Annotated in this window: 23 protein-coding genes; 13 read left to right on the forward strand and 10 right to left on the reverse strand. The window is 72.0% G+C overall.

Going from position 1 to position 24,036, the window contains the following annotated elements; all coding sequences use genetic code 11:
* Nucleotides 1-109: 109 nt before the first annotated feature.
* A complete protein-coding gene (locus ACFWYS_RS21495) occupies nucleotides 110-2,368 on the reverse strand; it encodes a helix-hairpin-helix domain-containing protein (protein ID WP_384771115.1) in 2,259 nt (752 codons plus the stop codon).
* A complete protein-coding gene (locus ACFWYS_RS21500) occupies nucleotides 2,365-3,348 on the reverse strand; it encodes an aldo/keto reductase (protein WP_384771118.1) in 984 nt (327 codons plus the stop codon). Before ACFWYS_RS21500 ends, ACFWYS_RS21495 begins: the two co-directional genes overlap by 4 nt.
* A 185-nt stretch (nucleotides 3,349-3,533) precedes the next feature.
* Here ACFWYS_RS21500 and ACFWYS_RS21505 point away from each other — a divergent pair, with 185 nt between their 5' ends.
* Both ACFWYS_RS21505 and ACFWYS_RS21510 read left to right on the forward strand, forming a co-directional pair.
* A complete protein-coding gene (locus ACFWYS_RS21505; RefSeq protein ID WP_384771121.1) occupies nucleotides 3,534-4,589 on the forward strand; it encodes an LLM class F420-dependent oxidoreductase in 1,056 nt (351 codons plus the stop codon).
* A 238-nt stretch (nucleotides 4,590-4,827) separates the two neighbouring features.
* Nucleotides 4,828-5,616 (forward strand): ferritin-like domain-containing protein, encoded by a 789-nt coding sequence (locus ACFWYS_RS21510; RefSeq protein WP_384771124.1) that lies wholly within the window; start codon nucleotides 4,828-4,830, stop codon nucleotides 5,614-5,616.
* Between the two features lie 18 nt (nucleotides 5,617-5,634).
* Here ACFWYS_RS21510 and corA read toward each other — a convergent pair whose 3' ends face one another.
* Nucleotides 5,635-6,633 (reverse strand): magnesium/cobalt transporter CorA, encoded by a 999-nt coding sequence (gene corA, locus ACFWYS_RS21515; protein ID WP_384771127.1) that lies wholly within the window; start codon nucleotides 6,631-6,633, stop codon nucleotides 5,635-5,637.
* 62 nt (nucleotides 6,634-6,695) lie between these two features.
* Between corA and ACFWYS_RS21520 the strand changes: the two genes are divergently transcribed.
* From ACFWYS_RS21520 to mshC, 4 genes are all read left to right on the forward strand, one after another.
* The gene (locus tag ACFWYS_RS21520) at nucleotides 6,696-7,382 is read left to right on the forward strand and encodes a histidine phosphatase family protein (RefSeq protein ID WP_384771129.1); all 687 of its coding nucleotides are present in this window, start codon (nucleotides 6,696-6,698) and stop codon (nucleotides 7,380-7,382) included.
* A gap of 69 nt (nucleotides 7,383-7,451) precedes the next feature.
* On the forward strand, nucleotides 7,452-8,042 hold the full coding sequence (locus ACFWYS_RS21525) for a DUF3090 domain-containing protein (protein ID WP_384771132.1): 591 nt from the start codon (nucleotides 7,452-7,454) through the stop codon (nucleotides 8,040-8,042).
* Entirely contained in the window at nucleotides 8,006-8,824 is an 819-nt protein-coding gene (locus ACFWYS_RS21530; protein ID WP_384771134.1) for an SCO1664 family protein, read from the forward strand. Before ACFWYS_RS21525 ends, ACFWYS_RS21530 begins: the two co-directional genes overlap by 37 nt.
* Nucleotides 8,825-8,918: 94 nt before the next feature.
* Nucleotides 8,919-10,148, forward strand: coding sequence for a cysteine--1-D-myo-inosityl 2-amino-2-deoxy-alpha-D-glucopyranoside ligase (gene mshC / locus ACFWYS_RS21535; protein WP_384771137.1), 1,230 nt, complete (start codon nucleotides 8,919-8,921; stop codon nucleotides 10,146-10,148).
* A gap of 303 nt (nucleotides 10,149-10,451) precedes the next feature.
* On the opposite strand, the gene ACFWYS_RS21540 is transcribed toward mshC, so the two are convergent.
* Entirely contained in the window at nucleotides 10,452-10,727 is a 276-nt protein-coding gene (locus tag ACFWYS_RS21540; RefSeq protein ID WP_384771140.1) for a hypothetical protein, read from the reverse strand.
* Between ACFWYS_RS21540 and ACFWYS_RS21545 the strand changes: the two genes are divergently transcribed.
* Nucleotides 10,722-11,123, forward strand: coding sequence for a hypothetical protein (locus ACFWYS_RS21545; RefSeq protein WP_384771143.1), 402 nt, complete (start codon nucleotides 10,722-10,724; stop codon nucleotides 11,121-11,123). The two genes, ACFWYS_RS21540 and ACFWYS_RS21545, sit on opposite strands and share 6 nt — an antisense overlap.
* 14 nt (nucleotides 11,124-11,137) lie before the next feature.
* Here the strand turns inward: ACFWYS_RS21545 and ACFWYS_RS21550 are convergent, their stop codons facing one another.
* The gene (locus ACFWYS_RS21550) at nucleotides 11,138-12,865 is read right to left on the reverse strand and encodes a S8 family peptidase (protein ID WP_384771146.1); all 1,728 of its coding nucleotides are present in this window, start codon (nucleotides 12,863-12,865) and stop codon (nucleotides 11,138-11,140) included.
* Nucleotides 12,866-13,177: 312 nt separating this feature from the next.
* Here ACFWYS_RS21550 and ACFWYS_RS21555 point away from each other — a divergent pair, with 312 nt between their 5' ends.
* Nucleotides 13,178-14,152 (forward strand): SMP-30/gluconolactonase/LRE family protein, encoded by a 975-nt coding sequence (locus tag ACFWYS_RS21555; RefSeq protein WP_384771149.1) that lies wholly within the window; start codon nucleotides 13,178-13,180, stop codon nucleotides 14,150-14,152.
* A gap of 105 nt (nucleotides 14,153-14,257) precedes the next feature.
* Here the strand turns inward: ACFWYS_RS21555 and ACFWYS_RS21560 are convergent, their stop codons facing one another.
* On the reverse strand, nucleotides 14,258-15,184 hold the full coding sequence (locus tag ACFWYS_RS21560; protein ID WP_384771152.1) for a PAC2 family protein: 927 nt from the start codon (nucleotides 15,182-15,184) through the stop codon (nucleotides 14,258-14,260).
* A gap of 171 nt (nucleotides 15,185-15,355) precedes the next feature.
* On the reverse strand, nucleotides 15,356-16,027 hold the full coding sequence (locus ACFWYS_RS21565) for a FadR/GntR family transcriptional regulator (protein WP_384771155.1): 672 nt from the start codon (nucleotides 16,025-16,027) through the stop codon (nucleotides 15,356-15,358).
* Between the two features lie 303 nt (nucleotides 16,028-16,330).
* Between ACFWYS_RS21565 and mtnA the strand changes: the two genes are divergently transcribed.
* From mtnA to ACFWYS_RS21580, 3 genes are all read left to right on the forward strand, one after another.
* On the forward strand, nucleotides 16,331-17,362 hold the full coding sequence (gene mtnA / locus ACFWYS_RS21570; protein WP_384771158.1) for an S-methyl-5-thioribose-1-phosphate isomerase: 1,032 nt from the start codon (nucleotides 16,331-16,333) through the stop codon (nucleotides 17,360-17,362).
* A 104-nt stretch (nucleotides 17,363-17,466) separates the two neighbouring features.
* On the forward strand, nucleotides 17,467-17,799 hold the full coding sequence (locus tag ACFWYS_RS21575) for an ArsR/SmtB family transcription factor (protein ID WP_384771160.1): 333 nt from the start codon (nucleotides 17,467-17,469) through the stop codon (nucleotides 17,797-17,799).
* A 67-nt stretch (nucleotides 17,800-17,866) separates the two neighbouring features.
* Nucleotides 17,867-18,745, forward strand: coding sequence for a TIGR03620 family F420-dependent LLM class oxidoreductase (locus tag ACFWYS_RS21580; RefSeq protein WP_384771163.1), 879 nt, complete (start codon nucleotides 17,867-17,869; stop codon nucleotides 18,743-18,745).
* Nucleotides 18,746-18,800: 55 nt separating this feature from the next.
* Here the strand turns inward: ACFWYS_RS21580 and mtnB are convergent, their stop codons facing one another.
* From mtnB to ACFWYS_RS21595, 3 genes are read right to left on the reverse strand one after another with little or no spacing between them, the layout of a single operon-like run.
* Nucleotides 18,801-19,409 (reverse strand): methylthioribulose 1-phosphate dehydratase, encoded by a 609-nt coding sequence (gene mtnB / locus ACFWYS_RS21585; protein WP_384771166.1) that lies wholly within the window; start codon nucleotides 19,407-19,409, stop codon nucleotides 18,801-18,803.
* Nucleotides 19,406-20,140, reverse strand: coding sequence for an acireductone synthase (gene mtnC / locus ACFWYS_RS21590; protein WP_384771168.1), 735 nt, complete (start codon nucleotides 20,138-20,140; stop codon nucleotides 19,406-19,408). The genes mtnB and mtnC overlap by 4 nt, the downstream gene beginning before the upstream one ends.
* A complete protein-coding gene (locus tag ACFWYS_RS21595) occupies nucleotides 20,137-20,736 on the reverse strand; it encodes an acireductone dioxygenase (protein ID WP_384771171.1) in 600 nt (199 codons plus the stop codon). Before ACFWYS_RS21595 ends, mtnC begins: the two co-directional genes overlap by 4 nt.
* A 543-nt stretch (nucleotides 20,737-21,279) precedes the next feature.
* On the opposite strand from ACFWYS_RS21595, the gene ACFWYS_RS21600 reads away from it, so the two are divergent.
* Entirely contained in the window at nucleotides 21,280-22,377 is a 1,098-nt protein-coding gene (locus ACFWYS_RS21600) for a substrate-binding domain-containing protein (RefSeq protein WP_384771174.1), read from the forward strand.
* Nucleotides 22,364-23,968 carry a sugar ABC transporter ATP-binding protein gene (locus ACFWYS_RS21605; RefSeq protein ID WP_384771177.1) on the forward strand — a complete coding sequence of 535 codons (1,605 nt, stop codon included), beginning with the start codon at nucleotides 22,364-22,366 and terminating at the stop codon, nucleotides 23,966-23,968. The genes ACFWYS_RS21600 and ACFWYS_RS21605 overlap by 14 nt, the downstream gene beginning before the upstream one ends.
* Nucleotides 23,969-24,036: the final 68 nt, after the last annotated feature.

Here is a 24,036-nt window from a genome sequence, read left to right on the forward strand (position 1 = left end):
CGCCCGCCCCGCCGGGGTCGGGGACGCCCTGCTCTCCCCGGGGGGGGGGGGGGGGGGTGGGGGGGGGGGGGCCCCCCCCCCCCCCGCCCCCCCCCCCCCCCCGTCGCGGTCAGTCCGCCGCCGTCCCCTGCGTTCTGAGCAGGACGGGCAGGCGGGTGGTGCGTGGCTTGGCCGGGACCTCCGCGACCGCCCTGGGCAGGGCCTGTTCCACGCCGTGGACCACGGAGAGGTGGCGGTCGGCGCGACTGAACGCCGTGTAGACCCAGGGGCGGCTGAGGGCCTGCGCCGCGTCGCCCGGCAGGACCACGACCACCGCCGGCCAGCGGCCGCCCACCGCCTGGTGCGCGGTCAGGGCCCAGCCGTGCCGTACGGACTGCTCCACCTGTTCCTTCGGTACGACGACGGCCTCGCCCGCGCAGGACAGGTGCAGTCCCTCGGCGTCGGCCTTCACCACCTGGCCCGGCACCGTACGGCCCGGCGCGGGGGAGTAGGCGACGCGGTCGCCGGGGTCGAAGCCGCCGAAGCGGCCGGGGCCGGGGTTGAGCCGCTCCTTGAGCGCGGCGTTGAGGGCGCGGGTGCCGGCCGCGCCGCCGTGGCCCGGCGTGATCACCTGGGTCTGCTCGGCCGGGACGCCGATCGCCCGCGGCACCGAGTCGGCGACGAGCTGCACGGTGCGGTGCACGCATTCGCCCGCGTCCCGTACCGGCACGATCACCAGCTCCTTGCCGGGCGCCTCGACCTGGTTCAGCTCACCGATGCCGACACCGGACACCAGCTCGCCCAGCGGGCCGGGGTCCGGTCGCCGTGAGGCGATCTGCGGGCAGATCCGCGCCGCCAGCAGGTCGGCGAACACCCGCCCGGGACCCGCCGACCACAGCACCGCCGGATCCCCGGCCGGCACCAGCCGGGCCCCGTCCGGCAGCGACTCCGTCAGCAGGGCCGCGGTCTCGACATCCAGCTGCGGGGCGTCCAGCACGACGAGCAGATCGAGGTCGAACGCACCGTCCGCGTCACGGCCGGGCCCTTCGGCACCCGAGAGCAGTCCGGCCACGGTCGCGACGCCGGGCGCGGATCCGGCCCCGGCCTCGGCGCCGTCGTCCGGTCGGTCCGCCCCGCTCAGCAGCGCCGCGAAGCGTTCCCGGCCGAGCGGGGTGTGCGTGGCCGCCCAGGCCCGCAGGCCGAGGGAGTGCGCCGCGCGCAGCAGCGCCGCCGGTTCGGTCAGGGACGCCTCCCCGCCGGTGTGGAGGACCAGACCATGTGCCGAGACCGCGCGGACCAGGTCGGCGGCGGAGCCCGCGGCGGACGCCGCCCGCTCCCACTCCTCGGCCGAACCGTCCTGCTTCGGCGCCGAGTTGATCAGCCGGGCCAGCCCGTCGGCGAGGCTCTCCTCCGCCAGGGCGTACCGCTCCAGGCCGACGAGGACACGGACGGGCCGCTCCTCGTCCTGCTCCGCCTCGTCGTCCCGCCGGGCCGGGGCGCCGGGTTCGTCCAGGGCGTCCTGGAAGGCCAGCGCCTCACCCTCGGCCAGCGTGTTCTGTACGGCGGTGTCGGCGTCCGGCACACCCCGCTGGGCCAGCGCCGCGGTGAGCGCCGGCAGCTCCAGGGCCGTGTGCCCGGCCAGGGCCGCCTGCTCCAGCAGCCACACGGTCACCGACCGGCCGCGCCGCTCGTCGTCCGGTCCGCACTCCGCGCCGAGCAGCGCCCGCGCGAACCCGTCGGCCTGCTCGGGGCGTACGCCCGCGACGCGCAGCAACTGCCAGGGGTCGGCCCGCAGCTGGTCCACGGCGCTCTCGCCGAGCACCGCGGCGATCTGCGGGGCGAGGGTCTCCGGGGCGCCGCCGTCGGCCAGCACCCGCCGTACCGAGTCGACGGTCTGCGGCGCGGGGCCCGCGGGGGCGTCGGCCGCCACGGGCTGCGGTCGTCGGGCCGGCTCCGGGGCGGGGCGGCGCGGTGGCTCCGGCTCGCTGAAGACGGCGGCCACCGGCTTCGCGCCGCTCTCCACGGCCCGTACGGCGGCCAGCAGGTCCGCGGCCTTGCCGCTGAGCTTGGTCCCGCTGTCGACGCGCCCCTGCTTCTCCGCCTTGCGCCGCTCGATCCGCTCCCGCTCGATCCGCTGAGCGGCCAGCTCGGCCTCGGCCTCCGACTTCTGCGCCGCCGCGTCGCCGGCCCCGGCCTCGCTGTCACCGGCGTCGCCGTCCGGCCGCGACGCCGTAGCCTCGTCGCCGCTCTCCTCGGCGCCCTGCGCCCGGCCGCCCCCGGCGTCGTCCGCGCCCCCGCCCGCCGTCTCGCCCTCGGCGGGTCCCGGACCCCCGGCCCCCGGCGTCCCCGGCTCGGCGTTCTCCGTGGTCTCGGGTGGCTCCGTGGTCACAGCGTGCTCCAGTCGTGATCGGGATAGCGGTGCACGGGCGCTGACACATCGTCGAGAGCCCGGCAGATCTCGTCAGGAAGACTAAGGGCCTCCACTGACAATGCCGCCGTGAGCTGCTGTGCGTTGCGTGCGCCTACGACGGGCGCGGCCACGCCGGGCCGGTCGCGGACCCAGGCCAGGGCGACCTGGAGCGGGGTCACTGCGAGCCCGTCGGCCGCCGTCTGCACGGCGTCCACGATGCGGCTCGCCGTGTCGTCGAGGTACGGCTCGACGAAGGGCGCCATATGTTCCGAGGCAGCGCGCGAGTCGGGCGGTGTCGCGTCGCGGTACTTGCCCGTGAGCACCCCGCGCCCCAGCGGCGAGGACGGCAGCAGTCCGATGCCCAGGTCCAGCGCGGCCGGCAGCACCTCGCGCTCCACACCGCGCTGCAGCAGTGAGTACTCCAGCTGGGTGCTCGCCAGCCGGGTGCGTATGCCGGGCGCCGCGAGCTGCCAGGTGCCCGCCTTGGCGAGCTGCCAGCCGCAGAAGTTGGAGACACCGGCATAGCGGGCGCGGCCGCTGCTGACCGCGAGGTCGAGGGCCTGGAGGGTCTCCTCCAGCGGTGTGTACGGGTCGAAGGCGTGGATGTGCCAGACGTCGACGTAGTCCGTGCCGAGCCGGGCCAGCGAGGCGTCCAGCGCGGAGAGCAGATGGCCGCGCGAGCCGTCGAAGCGGCGGTCCGGGTCGGGAACGCTGCCCGCCTTCGTCGAGATCACCAGGTCCCGGCGTGGGACCAGCCCTTCTATGAGCCTGCCGAGCAGGTACTCGGCCTCTCCGTCGCCGTACACGTCGGCCGTGTCGACCAGGGTGCCGCCCGCCTCCCAGAACGTCTTCAAGAGGTCCGCCGCGTCGTGCTCGTCTGTGTCCCTGCCCCAGGTGAGGGTGCCGAGCCCGATCCGGGACACGCGCAGGCCGGTGCGGCCGAGATGCCTCTGCTCCATGAACGCCGAGATTACTGGCCAGAACCTGCCATGTGGGGGCCTGTGGATGACCAGTTTCCGGGACGGAGACGGGGGACACCGGCGACCGGTCGCGCGATGCCCGCCACACCTGCCTCCCGGTGGGAGGTCCCCCGCGCTATGGTCGGGCCCACAAGGGACGTTACTGATCGGTAAGGGGATCGGCCATGCAGCTCGGGATCAACCTCGGCTACTGGGGCGCCGGAATGGACGCGGACAATCTCGCCGTCGCCCAGGAGGCCGACCGGCTGGGATACGCGGTGTGCTGGGCCGCCGAGGCGTACGGCTCGGACGCGGCCACCGTGCTCTCCTGGGTCGCCGCCCAGACCGAGCGCATCGACGTCGGCTCCGCCATCTTCCAGATCCCGGCCCGCCAGCCGGCGATGACGGCGATGACGGCCGCCACCCTGGACTCGCTCTCCGGCGGCCGCTTCCGCCTCGGCCTCGGCGTCTCCGGCCCGCAGGTCTCCGAGGGCTGGTACGGCGTCAAGTTCGACAAGCCGCTGGCACGCACGCGTGAGTACGTCGAGATCGTGCGGAAGGCGATGACGCGCGAGCGGCTGTCGTACGAGGGGCAGCACTGGACGCTGCCGCTGCCCGGCGGCCCCGGCAAGCCGATCAAGCTGACCGTGCACCCGCAGCGCGAGCACATCCCGCTGTACATCGCCGCCATCGGCCCCAAGAACCTTGAGCAGACCGGCGAGATCGCCGACGGCGCCCTGGTGATCTTCCCCTCCGCCGAGCATCTGGAGGAGACCACGATCCGGCACCTGCGCGCCGGGCGCGAGAAGGCGGGCAAGACCCTCGACGGGTTCGACGTCTGCCCGACGCTGCCGCTGGCCGTCGGCGAGGACAAGGACGTGGCCGCGCTCGCCGACGTCTTCCGCCCCTACACGGCGCTGTACGTCGGCGGCATGGGCAGCGCCAAGCAGAACTTCTACAACCAGCTCGCCCAGCGCATGGGCTTCGCGGCCGCGGCCGCCGAGGTCCAGGAGAAGTACCTGTCCGGCGACAAGCAGGGCGCCGCGGCCGCCATCCCGCACGAGCTGATCGACCAGACGACGCTGCTCGGCTCCGTGGACCGCATCGCGGACCGGATGAAGGAGTACGCGGCGGCCGGGGTCACCACCCTCAGCCTCGCCCCCGCGGGCTTCACTCTCGACGAGCGCCTCGCCTCGCTGCGCGCCGGCACCGAGGCCCTGGAGCGCGCCGGACTGGCCTGACGCGAGCACCGCGGAACCGGGGGGAGTTTCAGCGGCCGTGGTGGGGGCTCGGGGGTCTTCCCCGCCACGGCCGTCACGCTGAACAACGCGCGCGTGCCCACCCGGTTACGCCCCCGTCGTGACCCCGATGGTCATTCTTTTGGCGGAGTTGTCCGACGTAACTGTTGCAGCACCTCTCTCAGCCCATTTGACTCGTTCTTTGCGGAATCCTGCGGCGTCCCGAGAGAGGTGCCCCACGATGCTTTCGGCCAAGAGTCTGTTCCAGGAGATCCTCGACAACGACGACTCCTTCCGACTGTTCTGCTCCATCGCGGCCAGCGGCGAGTCCCAGGGCGGCTGGGAGAACGCGCGTATCGCCGCGCTCGTGCCCGACGGCGAGCGCGACATGGCCCCCAAGATCACCCGGCACGGCGCCGACGAGGACAAGCACGGGCGGATCTTCAACGCCCTGCTGAAGAAGCGCGGCCTCGAACCCGTCCCCGTGCCGCCCGAGACCGACTACACGATGCTCCTGGAGCAGCACGGCATCGGGCTCGCCCACGAGAAACTCAAGGCCGACAAGCAGCTCACGGTCGACGACATCGTCATCTACCTCGCACACAGCCGGGTCACCGAGCAGCGCGCCGCCGACCAGATGGTCATGCTCCGCAACGACTTCGCCGACGACCCCGTGGTCGGCAAGGCCGTCAAGATGATCTCCAACGACGAGGGCAACCACCTCGCCTACACCCACGAGGAACTGCTGCGCTTCGCGGCCGCAGGGTACGGCCGGCTGATCCATCGCACCCTGCGCGAGTGCGCGCTCGCCGAGATCCGGATCTACCGGGACGTCAGCCTCGCGGTCATGGCCCACATGGGCCGCATCCTCGGCTGGCCCCGGCCCAAGGCCGCGGTGCTCGCCGCGGGCATCCACGCCGTGTACGCCTGGGAGCGGTTCGCGGGCTGGCGGCGCATGGTGTCCCTGAAGATGCCGGAACGGCGCGACGCCCTGGGCGGACCGGCCACCTCGGCGCCCGAGTTCGCCTGACGTCTACCACCAGCACGTCTACAACCAGCCGCGGCGCTTGAACAGCCGGTACAGCAGCACCTCGACGGCGGCCATGGCCACGATCAGCACCGGATACGAACCGGACCAGTGCAGCTCCGGCATGTGCTCGAAGTTCATGCCGTAGATCCCCGCGATCATCGTGGGCACCGCGGCCATGGCCGCCCACGCGGAGATCTTCCGCATGTCGTCGTTCTGCCGGACGCTCATCTGCGCCAGATGAGCCGACAGGACATCGGAGACCAGCCGGTCCAGGCCCTCCACGGACTCGTTCACGCGCGTGAGGTGATCGCTCACATCGCGGAAGAAGGGCTGCGCCTTGTCGTGCACGAAGGGCACCCGCGCGCCGATCAGGCCCGTACCCGCGAGTCGGGACAGGGGCTGCGCGAGCGGGCCGGTGGCCTTGCGGAACTCCATGATCTGCCGTTTGAAGGCATAGATGCGCGAGGCCGTGTGCCGTGAGCCGCCGCCGGTCGGTGAGAACACCTCCGCCTCCAGCTCCGCCAGATCCGTGCCCAGCTCGCCCGCCACGTCGACATAGTGGTCGACCACGGCGTCGGCGATCGTGTAGAGCACCGCCGTGGGACCGTGCCGCAGCATCTCCGGCTCGTGCTCCAGACGGGCCCGGACCACCCCCAGCGGCGCCTCCTCGCCGTGCCGGACGGTCACCACGAACGAGTCGCCGATGAAGACCATGACCTCGCCGGAGGAGACGATGTCGCTCTTCGGCTCGTACCCGACCGGCTTGAGCACCATGAACAGCGAGTCGTCGTACACCTCCAGCTTCGGCCGCTGGTGCGCCTTCAGGGCGTCCTCCACGGCCAGCGGGTGCAGTCCGAACTCCTCGGTGACCTTGTCGAACTCCTTCTCCGTCGGCTCGTACAGGCCGATCCAGACGAACGCGTCGTCCTGCAGACGGCACAGGTCCAGGGCGTCGGAGAGGTCGTCCGGCCCCTGCGTCCGGCGCCCGTCGCGATAGATGGCGCAGTCGATGATCACGGAGCGTATTCTCCCGCCGTCCGCCCGCGGACGCACCCCCTGATACGCCTACGCTGGGCCGCATGCCCACGCTGATCCTGGTCCGGCACGGACGTTCCACCGCCAACACCGAGGGACTGCTCGCCGGCTGGACGCCCGGCGTCGCCCTCGACGAGCGCGGGGCCGCGCAGGCCGCCGCACTGCCCGGCCGGCTCGCCGAGCTGCCCCTCTCCGAGATCGTCACCAGCCCCCTGCAACGCTGCCAGGAGACGATCCGGCCGCTCCTCGACGCCCGCCCCGGCCTCACGGCACACACCGACGAGCGGATCGGGGAGTGCCACTACGGCGACTGGTCCGGCCGCAAGCTGGCCGAACTGGGCGACGAGCCGCTGATGGAGATCGTCCAGGCGCACCCGTCGGCCGCCGCGTTCCCCGGCGGCGAGTCGATGCGGGCGATGCAGACCCGGGCCGCCGAGGCCGTACGCGAGTGGAACGCGCGCGTGGAGCGCGATCACGGCGCGGACGCGGTGTACTTGATGTGCTCGCACGGCGACATCATCAAGTCCCTCGTGGCGGACGCACTCGGACTTCATCTCGACCTCTTCCAGAGGATTTCCGTTGAACCGTGTTCCATCACCGCGATCCGTTACACACGCCTGAGGCCGTTCCTCGTACGCCTCGGGGACACCGGTGACTTCGCGTCCCTCGCCCCGCGTGAGGAACCCCCGGCCGGCGACGCGACGGTCGGCGGCGGCGCGGGCGCACCGTGATCGTCGGGCGCAGTAGGGTGAAGCGGTTGCAAGTGCGCCGCGCCCATCCACGACTCCAGGAGACAGGACGTGTCCCGTCAGGTGTTCCTCTACGACCCCCCGGACCGTTTCGTGGCCGGTACGGTCGGACTACCCGGACGCCGTACGTTCTTCCTCCAGGCCACCGCAGGCTCCCGGGTGACCAGCGTGGCCCTGGAGAAGACCCAGGTCGCCGCCCTCGCCGAGCGCATGGACGAACTGCTCGACGAGGTCGTACGGCGTAGTGGCGGCAGCGCCGCCGTGCCCGCCATGGCGCCCTCCGAGATTTCCGACAGCGACCCGCTGGACACTCCCATCGAGGAGGAGTTCCGCGTCGGCACCATGGCCCTGGCCTGGGACGGCGAGGAACAGCGCATGATCGTCGAGGCGCAGGCACTCGTGGAGCTCGACGCGGACTCCGAGGAGGACCTCGCCGAGGCCGAGGAGCGGCTGCTGCAGGACGAGGAGAACGGCCCCCCGATGCTGCGGGTCCGGCTCACCGGCGCACAGGCGAGGGCCTTCGCCAAGCGCGCCCTGGACGTCGTCAACGCCGGGCGGCCGCCGTGTCCGCTGTGCAGCCTCCCGCTCGACCCGGAAGGACATGTATGTCCGCGCCAGAACGGATACCGCCGCGGAGCGTGACCTCGGTGGACCTGCTCGCCGAGGGTGAGCTGACGGTGCGCGGCCGTATCCGTGAGGCGTCGAACGCCGCGCTGTTCTGCACGGTCGCGTACGAGGGGCAGGAGGCGTCCTGCGTATACAAGCCGGTCGCCGGTGAGCGGCCGCTGTGGGACTTTCCCGACGGGACGCTCGCCGAGCGCGAGGTCGCCGCCTACGAGGTCTCCGAGGCGACCGGCTGGGGGCTCGTACCGCCGACCGTGCTGCGGGACGGGCCGCACGGCGAGGGCATGGTCCAGCTGTGGATCGAGGCGACGCCGGATGCCGAGCTGCTCGCCCTGGTCGACGGCGAGGAACCCGGGCCCGGCTGGAAGACGATCGGCTTCGCCGAGGTCGGCGAGGGCAGGACCGCCCTGCTCGTGCACGCCGACGACGAGCGGCTGCGGCGCATGGCCGTCCTGGACGCCGTGATCAACAACGCCGACCGCAAGGGCGGGCATCTGCTGCCCACCGGGGCCGGCCGGCTGTACGGCATCGATCACGGTGTGACCTTCAACGCCGAGAACAAGCTGCGCACCCTGCTGTGGGGCTGGGCGGGCGAGCCCCTCACCGCGGAGGCGGTCGACGTCCTGAAGGGGCTCCAGAGCGCCCTCGGGACCTCGGGGGCGCTGGCCGAACGGCTGGGCGGCCTGATCACCGCCGTGGAACTGGACGCCACGCGTGCGCGTGTCGACGAGTTGCTGGAGTCCGGGCGGCATCCGCAGCCGAGCGGGGAGTGGCCGGCCATTCCCTGGCCGCCCGTCTAGCAGCACAATGGCCGGTATCGCGCAAGACGGCCTTACCGGCCATCCGACCTGGTCCGGTTCGTGTACGGAACATCCGTCCGGTTACGCTCATGACATGTATGCCTGGCCCGCTTCTGAGGTCCCCGCCCTGCCCGGTCAGGGCCGCGACCTGAGGATCCACGACACCGCGACCGGCGGTCTGGTCACCCTCGACCCCGGTCCCGTCGCCCGTATCTACGTCTGCGGGATCACCCCGTACGACGCGACCCACATGGGTCACGCGGCGACCTACAACGCGTTCGACCTCGTGCAGCGCGTGTGGCTCGACACAAAGCGGCAGGTCCACTACGTCCAGAACGTCACCGACATCGACGATCCACTCCTGGAGCGGGCCGAGCGCGACGACATCGACTGGGCCGCGCTCGCCGAGAAGGAGACCGCGCTCTTCCGCGAGGACATGACCGCCCTGCGCATGCTGCCGCCGCGGCACTACATCGGCGCGGTGGAGGCGATACCCGGGATCGTGCCGCTCGTCGAGCGGCTCCGGGACGCCGGGGCGGCCTACGAACTCGACGGGGACGTCTACTTCTCCGTCGAGTCCGACCCGGACTTCGGCAAGGTCTCCGGGCTCGACGCCGACGCCATGCGGCTGCTGTCCGCCGAGCGCGGCGGCGACCCCGACCGGCCCGGGAAGAAGAACCCGCTCGACCCGATGCTCTGGATGGCCGCCCGGCCCGGCGAGCCCAGCTGGGACGGCGGTTCGCTCGGACGCGGCCGGCCCGGCTGGCACATCGAGTGCGTCGCCATCGCCCTCGACCACCTCGGCATGGGCTTCGACGTCCAGGGCGGCGGCTCCGACCTCGCCTTCCCGCACCACGAGATGGGCGCCTCGCACGCCCAGGTGCTGACCGGCGAGTTCCCCATGGCCAAGGCGTACGTCCACGCCGGCATGGTCGCGCTGCACGGCGAGAAGATGTCGAAGTCCAAGGGCAACCTGGTCTTCGTCTCCCAGCTGCGCCGCGAGGGCGTGGACCCGGTCGCCATCCGGCTCGCCCTTCTCGCCCACCACTACCGGGCCGACTGGGAGTGGACCGACCAGGTGCTCCAGGACGCCCTCGCCCGCCTCGACCGCTGGCGTGCCGCGGTGTCCCGGCCCGACGGGCCGTCCGCCGAGGCGCTCGTCGAGGAGATCCGCGACGCCCTCGGACACGACCTGGACGCCCCGGCCGCGCTCGCGGCGGTCGACCGCTGGGTCGCACGCCAGGACACCGAGGGCGGTACGGACATCGGCGCCCCCGGCGTCGTGTCGCGGGCCGTGGACGCGCTGTTGGGCGTGGCTCTCTAGAAGCAGCCGTAGGGCTACAGAGCCGTAGGCACAAGAGAGGGGGGGGGGGGGGGGGCCGGGGGGGGCGGCCCCCCGGGGGGGGGGGGCGCGGGGGGTGGGGGGCGGGGGGTGAGGTGGCGAGGGTTGGGGGGGGGGGAGGTTGGGGGGGGTTAACATCACCCCGCGCGTCGCTATACAGCCCTTTCCCCACACGGGGGGGCCCCCCCCCCCCGGGGGGGCCCCCCCCCCCCTTGGTTCACGGCGCCGATGGTTCAGGGCGCCGTTGGTTCACGTGCCATTGGTGCGCCGTGCTTCAGATGCCGGTCAGATCTTGCGGATCTGGATGCTGCGCAGGACCAGCGGGGTGCCGCTGTCCCACACGCCGATGACCTGGTGGCCGAACGCGAAGGCCTCTTGGACCTGGTCGTGGGTCTGCGGGTTCGGGTTGTTGAAGACCCGGAACACGTTGCCGATGCGCAGGAAGATCTGCGACGGCTGACCCGGCAGCGGCTGGACGATGTCGATGTAACCGTTCGCGATCCCGGCCACCGGGGCCTGCTCTACGGCCGACTGGACGGCGGCCTGCGTGACCTGGTGCACCAGCTGCAGAACCTGCTGCTCGGCCTGGTGCTGCTGCTGGTCGCCCTGGACCTGCTGGCCGTAGCCCTGCTGCTGCCCGTAACCCTGCTGCTGCCCGTAACCCTGCTGCTGGCCGCCCTGCTGCTGGCCGAGCTGCGACAGCAGTTGCTGGAACGGCTGCTGCTGGCCCAGCTGCTGGAGCTGTTCGAGCGAGCCGCCCATGCCGTACGGCTGCTGCTGCTGGCCGCCCTGCTGGCCGTACGGCTGCTGCTGCTGGCCGTAGCCCTGCTGGCCGTAAGGCTGCTGCTGGTACTGCTGCTGCTGGTACGGAGATGTGCTCGGGAACTGCTGGCCGAGCTGTTGTCCCATGTGACTCATCTGCGGGGTGGTGCTCATGCGGGTGTCACCTTCCCTTGATGTGATGGGCTGCGTCAGCCGGTGATGACCAGGCCGACGATCTCGTCGTCCGAGAACCACACTCGGACATCGGGCCGTCCCCCCGCGAAGGCGGTATGGACCGCCTGGCGGACCTCGGGGGACGGATGATTGAGGTTCCGCCAGTCGCCGGCCACGAACAGCCGGAGCCGGGGCGGAAGTTCACGCGGATACGGCAGCAACTCGTCCCAGTAGCGCTCGGCCTTGCCCGAGCCGACCGCCTGCGGGACCAGATAGGTGACCGCGGCCTTGATGTCGGGCCGGTTGCCGATCCGCTGGGAGGCGGGCCGGCCCGGCGCGTCCTGCTGGGGGGAGCCCGTCGCCCGGAGCACCGCACGCGCACGCTCGGGGGACATCGGCGTCTGACCGGCCGCCTTGAGCATGCCCTGCAGCGCGGCCAGCGCGCCGACCACCACCGGGGAGGCGGATGACGTCCCCGAGAACGTGTCGGTGTACCAGGCGATCTCCTCGGGCCCGCCCTGCAGGTCGCCGGGCCGGTCCCAGAAGCCGCCGGTCGTGGTCACCTCGCGGCCCCAGCCCTGCGCGTCCACGCGGGCACCGTAGTTGGAGAACGCGAGCCGTGAGCGGTCCGGGCCGTGGTCGCGGCCGTGGGTACCGGGCGGCGGGGCGCCCGCGCCGACCATGACGGCGCCGGAGGACGGGTAGGACGGGTTGAACGGGTTGCGCCACGACTCGGGGAAATCGTCCGGGCGGCGCTCGTAGACCGCGTGGTCGAGCGACTCACCGCCGTTGCCCGCGGCCGCCACCACGAGGATGCCCTTGGCGGTGGCGTAGCGGACGGCGGCGAGGTCGTCCGGCCACCATTCGAGTGGGATGTAGCCGCGCTGGTCGTCGCGCTCGGCGTACTCGAACCGGGGCCCCGGGCGGTGCAGTTCGATCAGCACGATGTCGCCGGGGCTCAGCCGGTCGGCCGCCGCCTGGATCGCGGCCGCCGTGCCGATGCCCTGGAAGGACGCGGCCGCGGTCACCGTCTCCGGCACGATGCCGGTGACGCCGTACTCGTTGTGGTCGCCGCCGATCACCCCGATCACGGCGGTGCCGTGGTTGCGCCAGGCCAGGTCGGACACCGGGGTGCCGACGACGACGCCGGCCAGCTTGGAGGCCAGGTCCTCGTGGCCCAGCTGCCAGGAGCCCTCCACGTCGATCACGGTCACGCCCTGACCGGCGCCGCCGGGCCGCTGCCAGGCCCAGTACGCGTCGACGCCCTCGGGCGCGGGCCGCAGATAGCCTTGCCGGCCGCTGTAGTCGGGCGTGACCGGCGCGCCCTCCTTCAGCCGCCCGCTGTCCTCCCCGATGTGCCCGAGGGAGGCCGGCACCGCGCCCGGCTTCACATACGCCGAGTCGATCCCGGGCAGTGCGGCGATACGGGCGCGCAGCTGATCGGCACGGCTCTCGCCGCCGCGCACCCGGTAGAACAGCGCGAGGTCGGGCACCTCGTCCGTGCCCATCGCAGCCTGCTGGAGGCGCTCCTCGCTGCCGAACAGCGGCTCCAGCGCGAGTTGTTCGTCACTGAGGAACATGTTGAGGGCCGAGACATCTGCGCCCGCCACCGACCGGACGCCCTCGGCCTGGGCACGCAGCCGGGCCTCCGGACGAGCGACGACGATCAGTTCCTGCTCGGCTCCTCGATAGGTGAATCCCGCTCCGTCTGGGCCCGGCCCGGACGCTCCCGGGCCCTGCGCCGGCTGTGCCTGGTCGGTCATCGTCTGCCGCTCCCTTCGGTCCTGCGGGTACCAAGTGCGGGTGGTGCGGCGCGCCTTCGGAGAGACAACCAAGCACGCGCGGCGCGGTCCGTCCAGACCACTTTCGCCAACTCGGTTTGAAATCAAGTTGAATTGGGCACCGTGTGCAATCCGGCCTGAAAGAGATGTCACGCCACAATCGGGCCAGATGCTGTCCGGTGGCTGTCGAGAGACCGTCTCTTGCTGCGGAGGCGGACGGCGTGTGGTGGGGTGGATGAGTCAGCTGACCGTTGGACCGGCCATCGGCCGGTCCCGTCCGCGGAAGGACGCACCGTGGCCCCCGAGCGCCGCTCCTTCGCACCTCACCTCACCCGCCGCAGACTCCTCACGGCCGGTGCCGCCACCGCCGGCGCCGTGCTCGCCGGGTCCGCCGGCACCTCCGCCGCGGCGGCCGGAAAGACCCGGCCCGCCGTGATCCACCTCCCGAACGGCTTCCGCCCGGAGGGCATCACCATCGGCGGCGGACCGTACGCCTACCTCGGTTCGCTCGGCGACGGCTCGATCTACCGCGCCGACCTGCGCACCGGCGAGGGTTCGGTCATCTCGGCCGGCCCCGGCACACCCTCGGTCGGCCTCAAACTCGACCACCGGGGACGGCTGTTCGTCGCCGGACGCGGCGAGGGAGCCCGGGTCGTGGACGCCCGCACCGGGAAGATCCTCGCCTCCTACCGGCTCACCACGGCGACCCCGACCTTCGCCAACGACGTGTACCTCACCCCGCGCACGGCCTGGTTCACCGACTCCTTCCAGCCCGCCCTGTACGCCCTGCCGCTCGGCCGGCACGGCGAACTGCCGGACGCGGACGGCGTCGGGACGATCACCCTGAGCGGCGACTGGAGCCAGGTCGCCGGCGAGGTCGTGAACGGCAACGGCATCACCGCCACCCCCGACGGCTCGGCGCTCCTCGTCGTGCAGTCCGGGGTCGGCGGCCTGCACCGGGTGGACCCGCGCACCGGCGTCACCCGGCTCGTCGACCTCGGCGACGCGGCCCCGCTCACCAACGGCGACGGGCTGCTGCTGATCGGCCGGACGCTGTACGTCGCCCAGAACCGGCAGAACGCCATCGACGTGTTCGAGCTCGCCGCCGACGGGGGCAGCGGCGTCTTCCAGCGCCGTATCACCGACCCGCTCTTCGACGTGCCGACCACGGTGGCCGCGCACCGGGGCCGGCTCTACCTGCCCAACGCGCGCTTCACCACGACACCGACGCCGCAGACGACGTACGACGTGATATCCGTGCCCGCATGACGCACGCCGGGAGAACTTGACGGCGAAGGGCGGTGCGCAGCACGGCGCACCGCCCTCTTCCGGGCTCGGAGCCCGTGTCTCACGGAGCGCCCGGCTCCGAGCGACTCAGTCGTCCGAGGAGTCGTCGTCCTCGTCCTTGCCGCCCGTCTTCGGGGGCATCGGCGGACGCGTGCGGTCGTCGGGCGACGGGCCGCCGTCCCGGCGTCGCAGATACCGCTCGAACTCGCGGGCGATCGCCTCGCCCGACGCCTCCGGCAGCTCCGCGGTGTCCCGGGCCTCCTCCAGCGTCTGCACGTACTCCGCGACCTCGCTGTCCTCGGCGGCCAGCTGGTCCACGCCGACCTGCCAGGCGCGCGCGTCCTCGGGCAGTTCGCCCAGCGGGATGCGCACGTCGATCAGGTCCTCCAGGCGGTTGAGCAGGGACAGCGTCGCCTTCGGGTTGGGCGGCTGCGAGACGTAGTGCGGGACGGCGGCCCACAGCGACACCGCCGGGACGCCCGCGTGCGTGCACGCCTCCTGCAGGACGCCGACGATGCCCGTCGGGCCCTCGTACTTGGTCTCCTCCAGATCCATCCGGCGGGCCAGGTCCGGGTCGGACGTGGTCCCGCTGATCGGGACCGGACGCGTGTGCGGGGTGTCACCGAGCAGGGCGCCCAGGATGACCACCAGCTCCACGCCCAGTTCGTGCGCGAAGCCGAGGAGCTCGTTGCAGAACGAGCGCCACCGCATGGACGGTTCGATGCCTCGGACGAGTACCAGATCCCGCGGCTTCTCACCGCCGACGCGGACGACGGACAACCTTGTCGTCGGCCACGTGATCTTCCTTACCCCGTCGTCCATCCACACCGTGGGGCGGTTCACCTGGAAGTCGTAGTAGTCCTCGGCGTCCAGCGCCGCGAACACCTCGCCCTTCCACTCCTTGTCCAGATGCGCGACCGCGGTGGAGGCGGCGTCACCGGCATCGTTCCAGCCCTCGAACGCGGCCACCATGACCGGGTCAATGAGCTCGGGAACCCCGTCGAGCTCGATCACCCAGGCCTCCTTCCGACGTGCCCTCGCTTGACGAACCAACCTTACGGCGTGCGGCGGGGGCGCCAGCAGCCCCCTTGCACGGGGGAGTGAACGGATCACTGCCCCGTTCGCCACCCCGGAACACTCCATGGTCATCCGAGCCGTATCGAGGGGTGCGCAGAATCGAGGGGTTCACAGAGTGGAACGCAGCCACTGCTCCACGCTCGCGATGTGCACCGTCGCCCACGACCGCGCCGCCTCCGCGTCCCGGTCCCGCAGCGCCGCAAGGATCGCCCGGTGCTCGTGGAGGGTCCGGCGGACCGCGTCCTCCTGGGTCAGGCCCCGCCAGATGCGGGCCCGGGTGGTCGGCCCGGAGAGCCCGTCGAGGAGCGAGCACAGCACCGAGTTCCCCGAGCTCTGCACGATGCCCCGGTGGAACTCCAGGTCGCAGGCGACGAGCTCCTCCACCGACGGGTCGGTGCCGAGCTTGTCCAACTGGTTCGTCAGCGCGTCCAGTTGCTGCTCACTGATCCGGGACGCCGCCATCGCGGTGGCGGCCGGTTCCAGGATGCGGCGCACCGCGAGGAACTCCAGCACCGTGTCGTCGCGGTGGAAGTCGACCACGAAGCTCAGCGCCTCCAGCAGCAGCTGCGGATCGAGGCTCGTGACGTAGGTGCCGTCGCCCTGGCGCACGTCCAGGATCCGGATCAGGGACAGGGCCCGCACGGCCTCCCGCAGGGAGTTGCGGGACAGCCCCAGCTCGGCGGCCAGCTCGCTCTCCTTGGGGAGCCGGTCGCCGGGGCGCAGCGCGCCGGAGACGATCATGCCCTTGATCTTCTCGATCGCCTCGTCGGTGACAGCCATGGCCCGCCTCCCTGTCGTTCCAGGATGTCGAACAAGACATCCGATGTCTCAGCCCACATTATGGGGCCTGTCCAGCGGAGCACCTCCCCGGCTCAGCCGGGACAGGCGTCACCGGAGCAGTGGCTGAAGTCCAGGAAGCGGCGTTGGTGAGCGCCACAAGTCCTCCTCGGGCTCGGCCTGCGGGCTGCGGGGTCGTGGGCTGTACACCGGGTGTACAGGCATGCGCCCGACTGTCTCGAACTGTGGTTCCCCCAGGTCATGTACGGTGGCGCACACCCACAGGAACAGCAGGAGCGCCCCGTCATGTCCCAGGAATTGCGTGCCGTCCACTGGACCGGAACCAGCCTCGCCCTGATCGACCAGACCCTGCTGCCGCACCGCACCGAGACCATGGACGTCCGTGACGTCGACACCCTCGTCGACGCGATCCGGCGCCTCGTCGTGCGCGGCGCACCCGCGATCGGCGCGGCCGGGGCCTACGGCGTCGCCCTCGCGCTCCTCCAGGGCGAGCGCGAGGGCTGGTCGGCCGACGAGGTGCGCGCGGCCGTGGCCCGGGTCCGTGAGGCCCGGCCCACCGCGGTCAACCTGATGGTGTGCGTGGACCGCGTCATGACCCGCTTCGCCGAGGGCCTCGACGCCGTGCTGGACGAGGCCGCCGCCGTCCAGCGCGAGGACATAGAGGGAAACCGGGCCATGGGCGCGCACGGCGCCGACTGGCTGCTCGAACGCGTCGGTGTCGAGCGGCCGTTGCGCATCCTCACCCACTGCAACACCGGCGCGCTCGCCACGGCCGGCTGGGGCACCGCGCTCGGCGTCATCCGTGAACTGCACGCGCGCGGTCGGCTGGAGATCGTGTACGCCGACGAGACGCGCCCGCTGCTCCAGGGCTCCCGGCTGACCGCCTGGGAGCTGGCCCAGGAGGGCATCGCTCATTACGTCCAGGCCGACGGCGCCGCGGCCGGCACCATCCTGCGCGGCGAGGTCGACGCCGCGATCGTCGGCGCCGACCGCATCGCCGCGAATGGCGACACCGCGAACAAGGTCGGCACCGTGGGGGTCGCCCTGGCCTGCGCGGACGCCGGGATCCCGTTCCTGGTGGCGGCGCCCACCACCACAGTCGACCTGGCCACGAAGACGGGCGACGACATCCACATCGAGCTCCGCGGTGAGGACGAGGTGCTGGAGTGGGGCGGCGTCCGCACGGCCCCGGCCGCGTCCCGTGGGCACAACCCGGCGTTCGACGTGACGCCGGGGCGCCTGGTGACCGGGCTGGTCACCGAGCGCGGCGTGCTGGAGGTGTCGGCGGGGGAGCTGCCGGGCGAGCGGCTGCGCTGAGGCCCCGGGCTCCGGTACCTCCCGGCTCCGGTACCTCCCGGTCCGGCGTCTCCCGGCTCCGGACGCGGAACCCCGATCGCGGCGCCGACCTATACTCCGAACCCATGACCGACGCTGTGACCTCGCCGGATGCGGATCTGGTCGGCGCTCTGAAGGCGCTGGCCAATCCGGTGCGCCTGCAACTGCTGGTGTGGCTGCGTGAGCCCGGGCTGCACTTCTCGCAGTACGAGGCGATCGCGGACCCGGCCGAGGTCGGGGTCTGTGTGAGCCACATCCAGGCCAAGGCCGGGCTGGCCCAGTCGACGGTGTCGGCGTATATGGCGGAGCTGCAGCGGGCGGGTCTGGTGCGCGCGACGCGGGTGGGCAAGTGGACCCACTACAAGCGGGACGAGGAGCGTATCGCCGAGCTGGTGGCCCAGCTCGGGCGGACCCTCTAGCAGGAAGAACTTGCCGTCCGAGGCCGCCTGTTGCATTTCATATCGAGAATCTGCGATATTTCGATGCATGACGAACTTGGAGAACCTGGGGACCTTCGGCATCTACACCTTCGACTTCGAGCACCAGCCCGCCGCGCGCGTACGCGACTCGGCACAGGAACTGGAACAGCTGGGCTGGCGGGCCCTGTGGTTCCCCGAGGTGGGCGGACGTGAGGCGCTCAGCCAGGCCGGCTATCTGCTGTCCTGCACCGAGCGGCTGCACGTGGTCAACGGCATCGCGCGGATCTGGAACCGCGAGGCGGGCGCGACGCAGGCCGCGAGCGCCCTGCTGGCCGACGCCTACCCGGGACGTCACGTCCTGGGCCTGGGATTCGGCGGCGCGCGACGAGCAGGCGTCAAACCCCTTGCCGCCATGGCCGGTTACCTCGACGACGTGGACACGCTCGCGAAGGACTCACCCAACCCCGCACCGCGGACCCCGGTGCGCCGCATCCTCGCCGCGTACGGCCCCAAGATGCTCGCCCTGGCCCGGGACCGCTCGGCCGGCGCCCACACCTACCACGTCAACACGGCGCACACCGCCCAGGCCAGGGACATCCTCGGCCCCGACGCCTTCCTCGGCGTCGAGCACGCGGTGCTCTTCGAGCCGGACCCGGACAAGGCCCGCGCTACGGCACGCGAGCATCTGCACCCGTACCTCGACACCCCGTACAACATCGCCAAGTTCCGCCGCCTCGGCTACACCGACGACGAGATCGCGCACGGCGGCAGCGACCGTCTCGTGGACGACCTGGTGTTCTGGGGCGACGTGGACACGGTGGCCGCACGGCTCCAGGACCATGTCGAGGCGGGCGCCGACCACGTCGCCGTACAGGTCATCGGCACCGAACCGGGAGCGTCCTCGCTGCCGCACTGGCACCGACTGGGCGAGGCACTGCTGCCGTGAGACGCCTGACCGCGGACGCGTCCCAAGGGGCAGGTCCGTCGTGCGGCACGGATGGTCAGCGCTGAGCGAGCTCCAACTCCAGCAGCCACTCCACCACTTCGGTGTGATGCCGGGCCTGGCGCGGGCTCTCGCCCCAGACGTACAGACCGTGTCCGGCCACGACCACCGCGGGCATGCGGGGGTCGCGCGCGCCCTCCAGACGGTCGCCGAGGACCTTCATGTCCTGGCTGTTGGCGATGACCGGGAGCGTCACCTCGACGTCGTGGGCGGGCTGTCCGACACCCTTGAGCATCTCCAGGTCCCGGAACACGATGCCGCCGGGCTCGCGGCGCCCTATCGCGACGGACGCGACCGTGTGGACGTGGACCACCGCCCCGGCACCGGTCAGCGCGGCCACGCGCGCGTGCAGTGCGGCCTCGGCTGACGGCTTGCCGCCGTTCACCGCGGCGCCCTGCCCGTCGACCAGCACCACGTCCGCGGGCGTCAGTTCGCCCTTGTCGTGGCCGCTGGCGGTGACCGCGAGCCGCAGCGGATCGCGGGACATCACCACGGACAGGTTGCCGGAGGTGCCCCGCATCCAGCCGAAGGACGCGAACCGGGCGGACTCGGCGGCCAGCACCGCGCCCGCCTCCTCCAGGTCGGACTGGCTGATCGGGTCGGTCACGTGCTGCTCCCGGAAGTGGTGAGGGTGATCTCGTCGAACGTCGCCGCCTGCGGATGGTCGCCGACGCCCTGCTCGTAGTACGGCTCCCCGGGCCGCCGGACCCCGACCGTCCGCCAGCCCGCCGCACGGGCCGCGTCCAGTTCGCCCGGCCGGTCGGAGAGGAAGAGGAGACGGCCCGGCGCGACGCCGGTCGACCCGGCGATACGGCGGTACGACTCCGGCTCCTGCTTGGCGCCCGCGTTCTCGGTGTCGTACAGCCCGGAGACCAGCGACGTCAGGTCGCCCTCCGGGCTGTTGGTGAACCACGCCCGCTGGGCCGCCACCGACCCCGACGAGTAGACGTACAGCCGTACGCCCGCCGAGTGCCACGCCCGCAGACGCGGAACGACGTCGTCGTAGAAGTGCGACACGAGGTCGCCGCGGGCGAACCCCTCGGACCAGATGATGCCCTGAAGGGTCTTCAGCGGCGTGGCCTTGCGGTCCTCGTCCAGCCAGGCGCCCAGCGCCTTCTCCACGGCGGCCGCATCGGCCCGCGGGTCGCCGGTCAGCTCCCGCACCTGGGCGACCGCCCGCGCCACCTCCGGGTCGTCGCCGCGCTCGGCCAGCAGCGCGCCGAACCGGGCGCGGGAGTACGGGTACAGCACGTCCACGACGAAACCGGTGGCGCTCGTGGTGCCCTCGATGTCGAGCACCACGGCGTCCACGTCGAAACGCAGGCCCGGCACGGTCACGCGGCTCCCTTGTCGGCCTCGTAGCCGGCCGCGATCGTGTCGTAGTCCGGGAAGCGGGAGGAGATGGGGGAGCCGGTGAAGTTGCCGATCCAGCCGTCCTCCTCGTGGAAGAAGCGGATCGCGGTGAACGACGGCTTCGTGCCCATGTCGAACCAGTGCGTCGTGCCGCGCGGCACGCCCAGCAGGTCGCCCTTCTCGCAGTAGACCGCGTGCACCTCGCCGTTCACATGCAGATAGAAGATGCCGGAGCCGGAGACGAAGAAGCGGACCTCGTCATCGTCGTCGTGCGTGTGCTCCTGCAGGAACTTCTCGCGGGCCGCCTTCGCCTTCACCGGGTACTCCGGGTCGTCGCCGGGGTGCAGGCCCAGCACGTCGACGGTGGTGAAGCCCTCCTCGGCGTTGAGCCGGTCGATCTCCGGGCCGTACGCCGCGAACACGGTGTCGCTGTCGGCGTCGAACGGCACGTCGGCGCGGACCGGCCACTGCTCGTAGCGCACGCCCAGCGGCTTGAGGGCCTCGGCGATCTCGGCGGGGTCGGAGGTGCGGCGGACCAGGGTGTCCGGTCCGGACTCGGGCCAGGTCGTCAGCAGGGTCATGGGGGCAACTCCTGGAACTGGAAGGGGGGCCGGGTACCGAGACAAGCACCCGGGAGGGGAGGCGGGAAGGGCGCAGGGGCGGAGGGCTGATCAGCGCCGGTCAGCCGCGACACATCGCGCCGGGACAGCAGCGCATGCGGGGCATGCGGACCGCTGTCGCGCGGGGTGTCGTCATCAGGGCCTCACTGTGCCGGTTCGGGTGCCGGTTCCGTGATCGTAACTCCGTCGGGGGTCTGTCGACGTGTCGACAGGGTGTGACCTAGTCGTTGTCTCACGTGGTGAGAAACCGCTTCCATCGCTTTGACGCCTGGCTGAAATCGTTCCCATGATCTCCGTATGAAGACGCTGCTGCTCGTGCGGCGGCTGTACGTGGACTTGCTCCGGTCGACCACGGCCAGCTGTCGCTGACCTCATCCGGAGCTCCCCCGCGCCCGCGCTCTCGCGGGCCGCCCTCGACCGGCCGCGCGCCGGCCGTTCGCACATCGGTGTCACCGCTCCGGGTCCGGCAACTCCCCGCCCTTTCCTCGTACCTGGAGCCCCGTCATGTCCCGTGCCCGCGTGCCCCTTGCCGCGCTCTCCCTCGCCTCCGTCTCCGCGTTCCTCCTCGCGGGCTGCTCGCAGTCCACGGACGCCTCCCAGAACTCCGGGAACACCGCCGCCTCGGCCGCGGCCGCCACCGGTGCGAAGCCGGCACCGTTCAGCAAGGGCGCCGTCAAGGTGGCCCTGGTCCGGCAGAGCGGCGCCGGCGACTACTTCGAGCAGTGGGGCAACGGCGCGAAGGCGCAGGCCAAGGCCATCGGGATCGACCTCACCGTGTACGACGCCCAGGCCGACAACGCCAAGCAGGCCACCGACCTGTCCTCGGCCATCAACTCCGGTGCGCAGGCCATCATCATCGACCACGGCTTTCCGGCCACCATCCAGCCGGAGATCGACAAGGCTGTGAAGAAGGGCGTCCAGGTCGTCGTCTACGACGTGGAGACCTCCACCAAGGGCGTCGTCAGCACCAAGCAGGACGACGCGAGCATGGCCCGTGCCGTCCTCGACGTGATGGCGAAGGAGGTCGGCGAGTCCGCCAGGGTCGGCTACGTCAACGTGGCCGGATACGCCGCCCTCGACAAGCGCGACAGCGTCTGGAAGTCGACGGTCGGCGCACAGCGCTGGAAGCAGGAGTTCAAGGTCGGCAAGGTGACCGACTCCACGGCCACGGACAACGTGCCGCTGGTGTCCGCCGCGCTCACCCAGCACCCCGACGTCGCCGGCGTCTTCGCCCCTTACGACGAACTCGCCAAGGGCACCGTCCTCGCCGTCCAGAACAAGAAGCTCCAGGGCAAGGTGAAGGTCTTCGGCGCCGACGTCTCCAATGCCGACATCCAGAACATGACCGCGAGCGACAGCCCGTGGGTCGCCACGGCGGGCACCGACCCGTCGGCGGTCGGCGCCGCCGTCGTCCGTACGACCGCCCTGGAGCTGGCCGGTCAACTGAACAAGGACTCCGTCGAGTTCCCGGCCGTCGCCATCACCCAGGACTTCCTGCGCGAGAAGAAGATCGCGAACATGGACCAGCTGCGCGCGGCGTTGCCCGCCCTGAACCTGGCCGAGGTCAGCACGGCCGACTGGATCGCGAATGTCGCCCACTGAGCGGAGCGGGGGCGCCGGGGGCGCGGAGGCTGTCCCCGCGGTCGCGCTGCGGGGCGTCGGCAAGTCCTTCGGTGGCAAGGCGGTGCTCGCCTCCGTCTCGCTGGACATCGCGCCCGGCAGCGTCGTCGCGCTGCTCGGTGCGAACGGCGCCGGCAAGTCCACGCTGATCAAGATCCTGTCGGGCGTGCACACCGACCACAGCGGGGAGATACGGGTCGCAGGGGAGCCCGCGACTCTCCAATCTCCGCTCGCCGCCCGCCAGCTGGGCATCCAGACGGTGCACCAGCGCATCGGCGAGGGCATCGTCCCCGGCCTCACGGTCGCCGAGAACCTCGTCTTCGAGGAACTGGCACAGCAGCGCGGCAACCCCTTCCTGGGCGGACGCCGCGTCCTCGCCCGCGCGCGCGAGATCCAGGCCGCCCTCGGCCTCGACTGGAGCGACGCGGTGCTGCGTGGCGACGTCACCGAACTCGGCGTGTCCGACCGCCAGTTGCTGACCCTCGCCCGAGCCCTGGCCACCCGCCCCCGGCTGCTGATCCTCGACGAGCCGACATCGGCGCTGTCCGCGGCCGAGGCGCAGCGGCTCTTCGCGCTCGTGGAGAGGATGCGGGACGACGGCATCGCCGTGCTCTACGTCTCCCACCGCCTCGGCGAGATCGACGCCCTGGCCGACCGGCTGGTCGTCCTGCGGGACGGGCACCTCACCGAGGACCAGGCCAAGCCCTTCGACTGGGACAGCGCCCTGCGCGCGATGCTCGCCCAGGCGCAGGAGGCCACGACGGCACGGCCGGTCCGGGAAGGGGGCTCCGGTGATGACGGGAGATCCGGTGGTGACGGGATGTCCGGTGGTGACGGACGGCCCGGTGACGTGGCGCTGTCGCTGCGTGGCGTACGGCTCTTCGAGGGCCGGGCACCCCTGGACCTCGACCTGCACGCCGGTGAAGTCACGGGAGTGGTGGGCCTGTTGGGCGCGGGCAAGACCGAGCTGGCCCGCGGCCTGTTCGGCGCCGAGCCCTTCACATCCGGCGCGGTCGAACTCGACGGCAGGCCCTACGCACCCCGCCGTCCCGCCGACGCCATCCGGGCCGGCGTCCACCTCGTCCCCGAGGACCGGCACGCCGACGCCCTCGTCCCCGGCTGGTCACTGGCGCGGAACATCTCCCTGCCGTTCCTGAAGTCGCTGTCCCGGCTGGGCCTCGTCCAGCACGCGAAGGAGGACGCCCTCGGCCGCGACACCATCGACGCCCTCGGTGTCGTGGCCCGCGACGAGCACAGCACCGTCGAGGAACTGTCCGGCGGCAACCAGCAGAAGGTGGTCGTGGGCCGCTGGCTAGCCCGGGCGCCCCGCGTCCTCATCCTGGACGAGCCCTTCCGGGGCGTGGACATCGGCGCCCGCCGCGACATCGGCCGCCGCGCCCGGGCGCTGGCCGCCGAGGGGGCCGCCGTCCTCGTCCTGTCCGCCGACGTCGACGAGGTACTGGAGGTCGCCGACCGCGTCGTGGTACTGGCCGCCGGAGAGATCCACCTCGACGCACACGGCGAGGACGCCCGACGCGACCGCGTCATCCAGACCATCTCGGCGTCCGTGTGACGCCGCCCCGCCCCCACGAAGTCCAGGGAAGTCCAGGGAAGCACCCCATGAACACCACACAGAGCACC

It is taken from the genome of Streptomyces sp. NPDC059010 (assembly GCF_042740355.1).
Classification (GTDB): domain Bacteria; phylum Actinomycetota; class Actinomycetes; order Streptomycetales; family Streptomycetaceae; genus Streptomyces.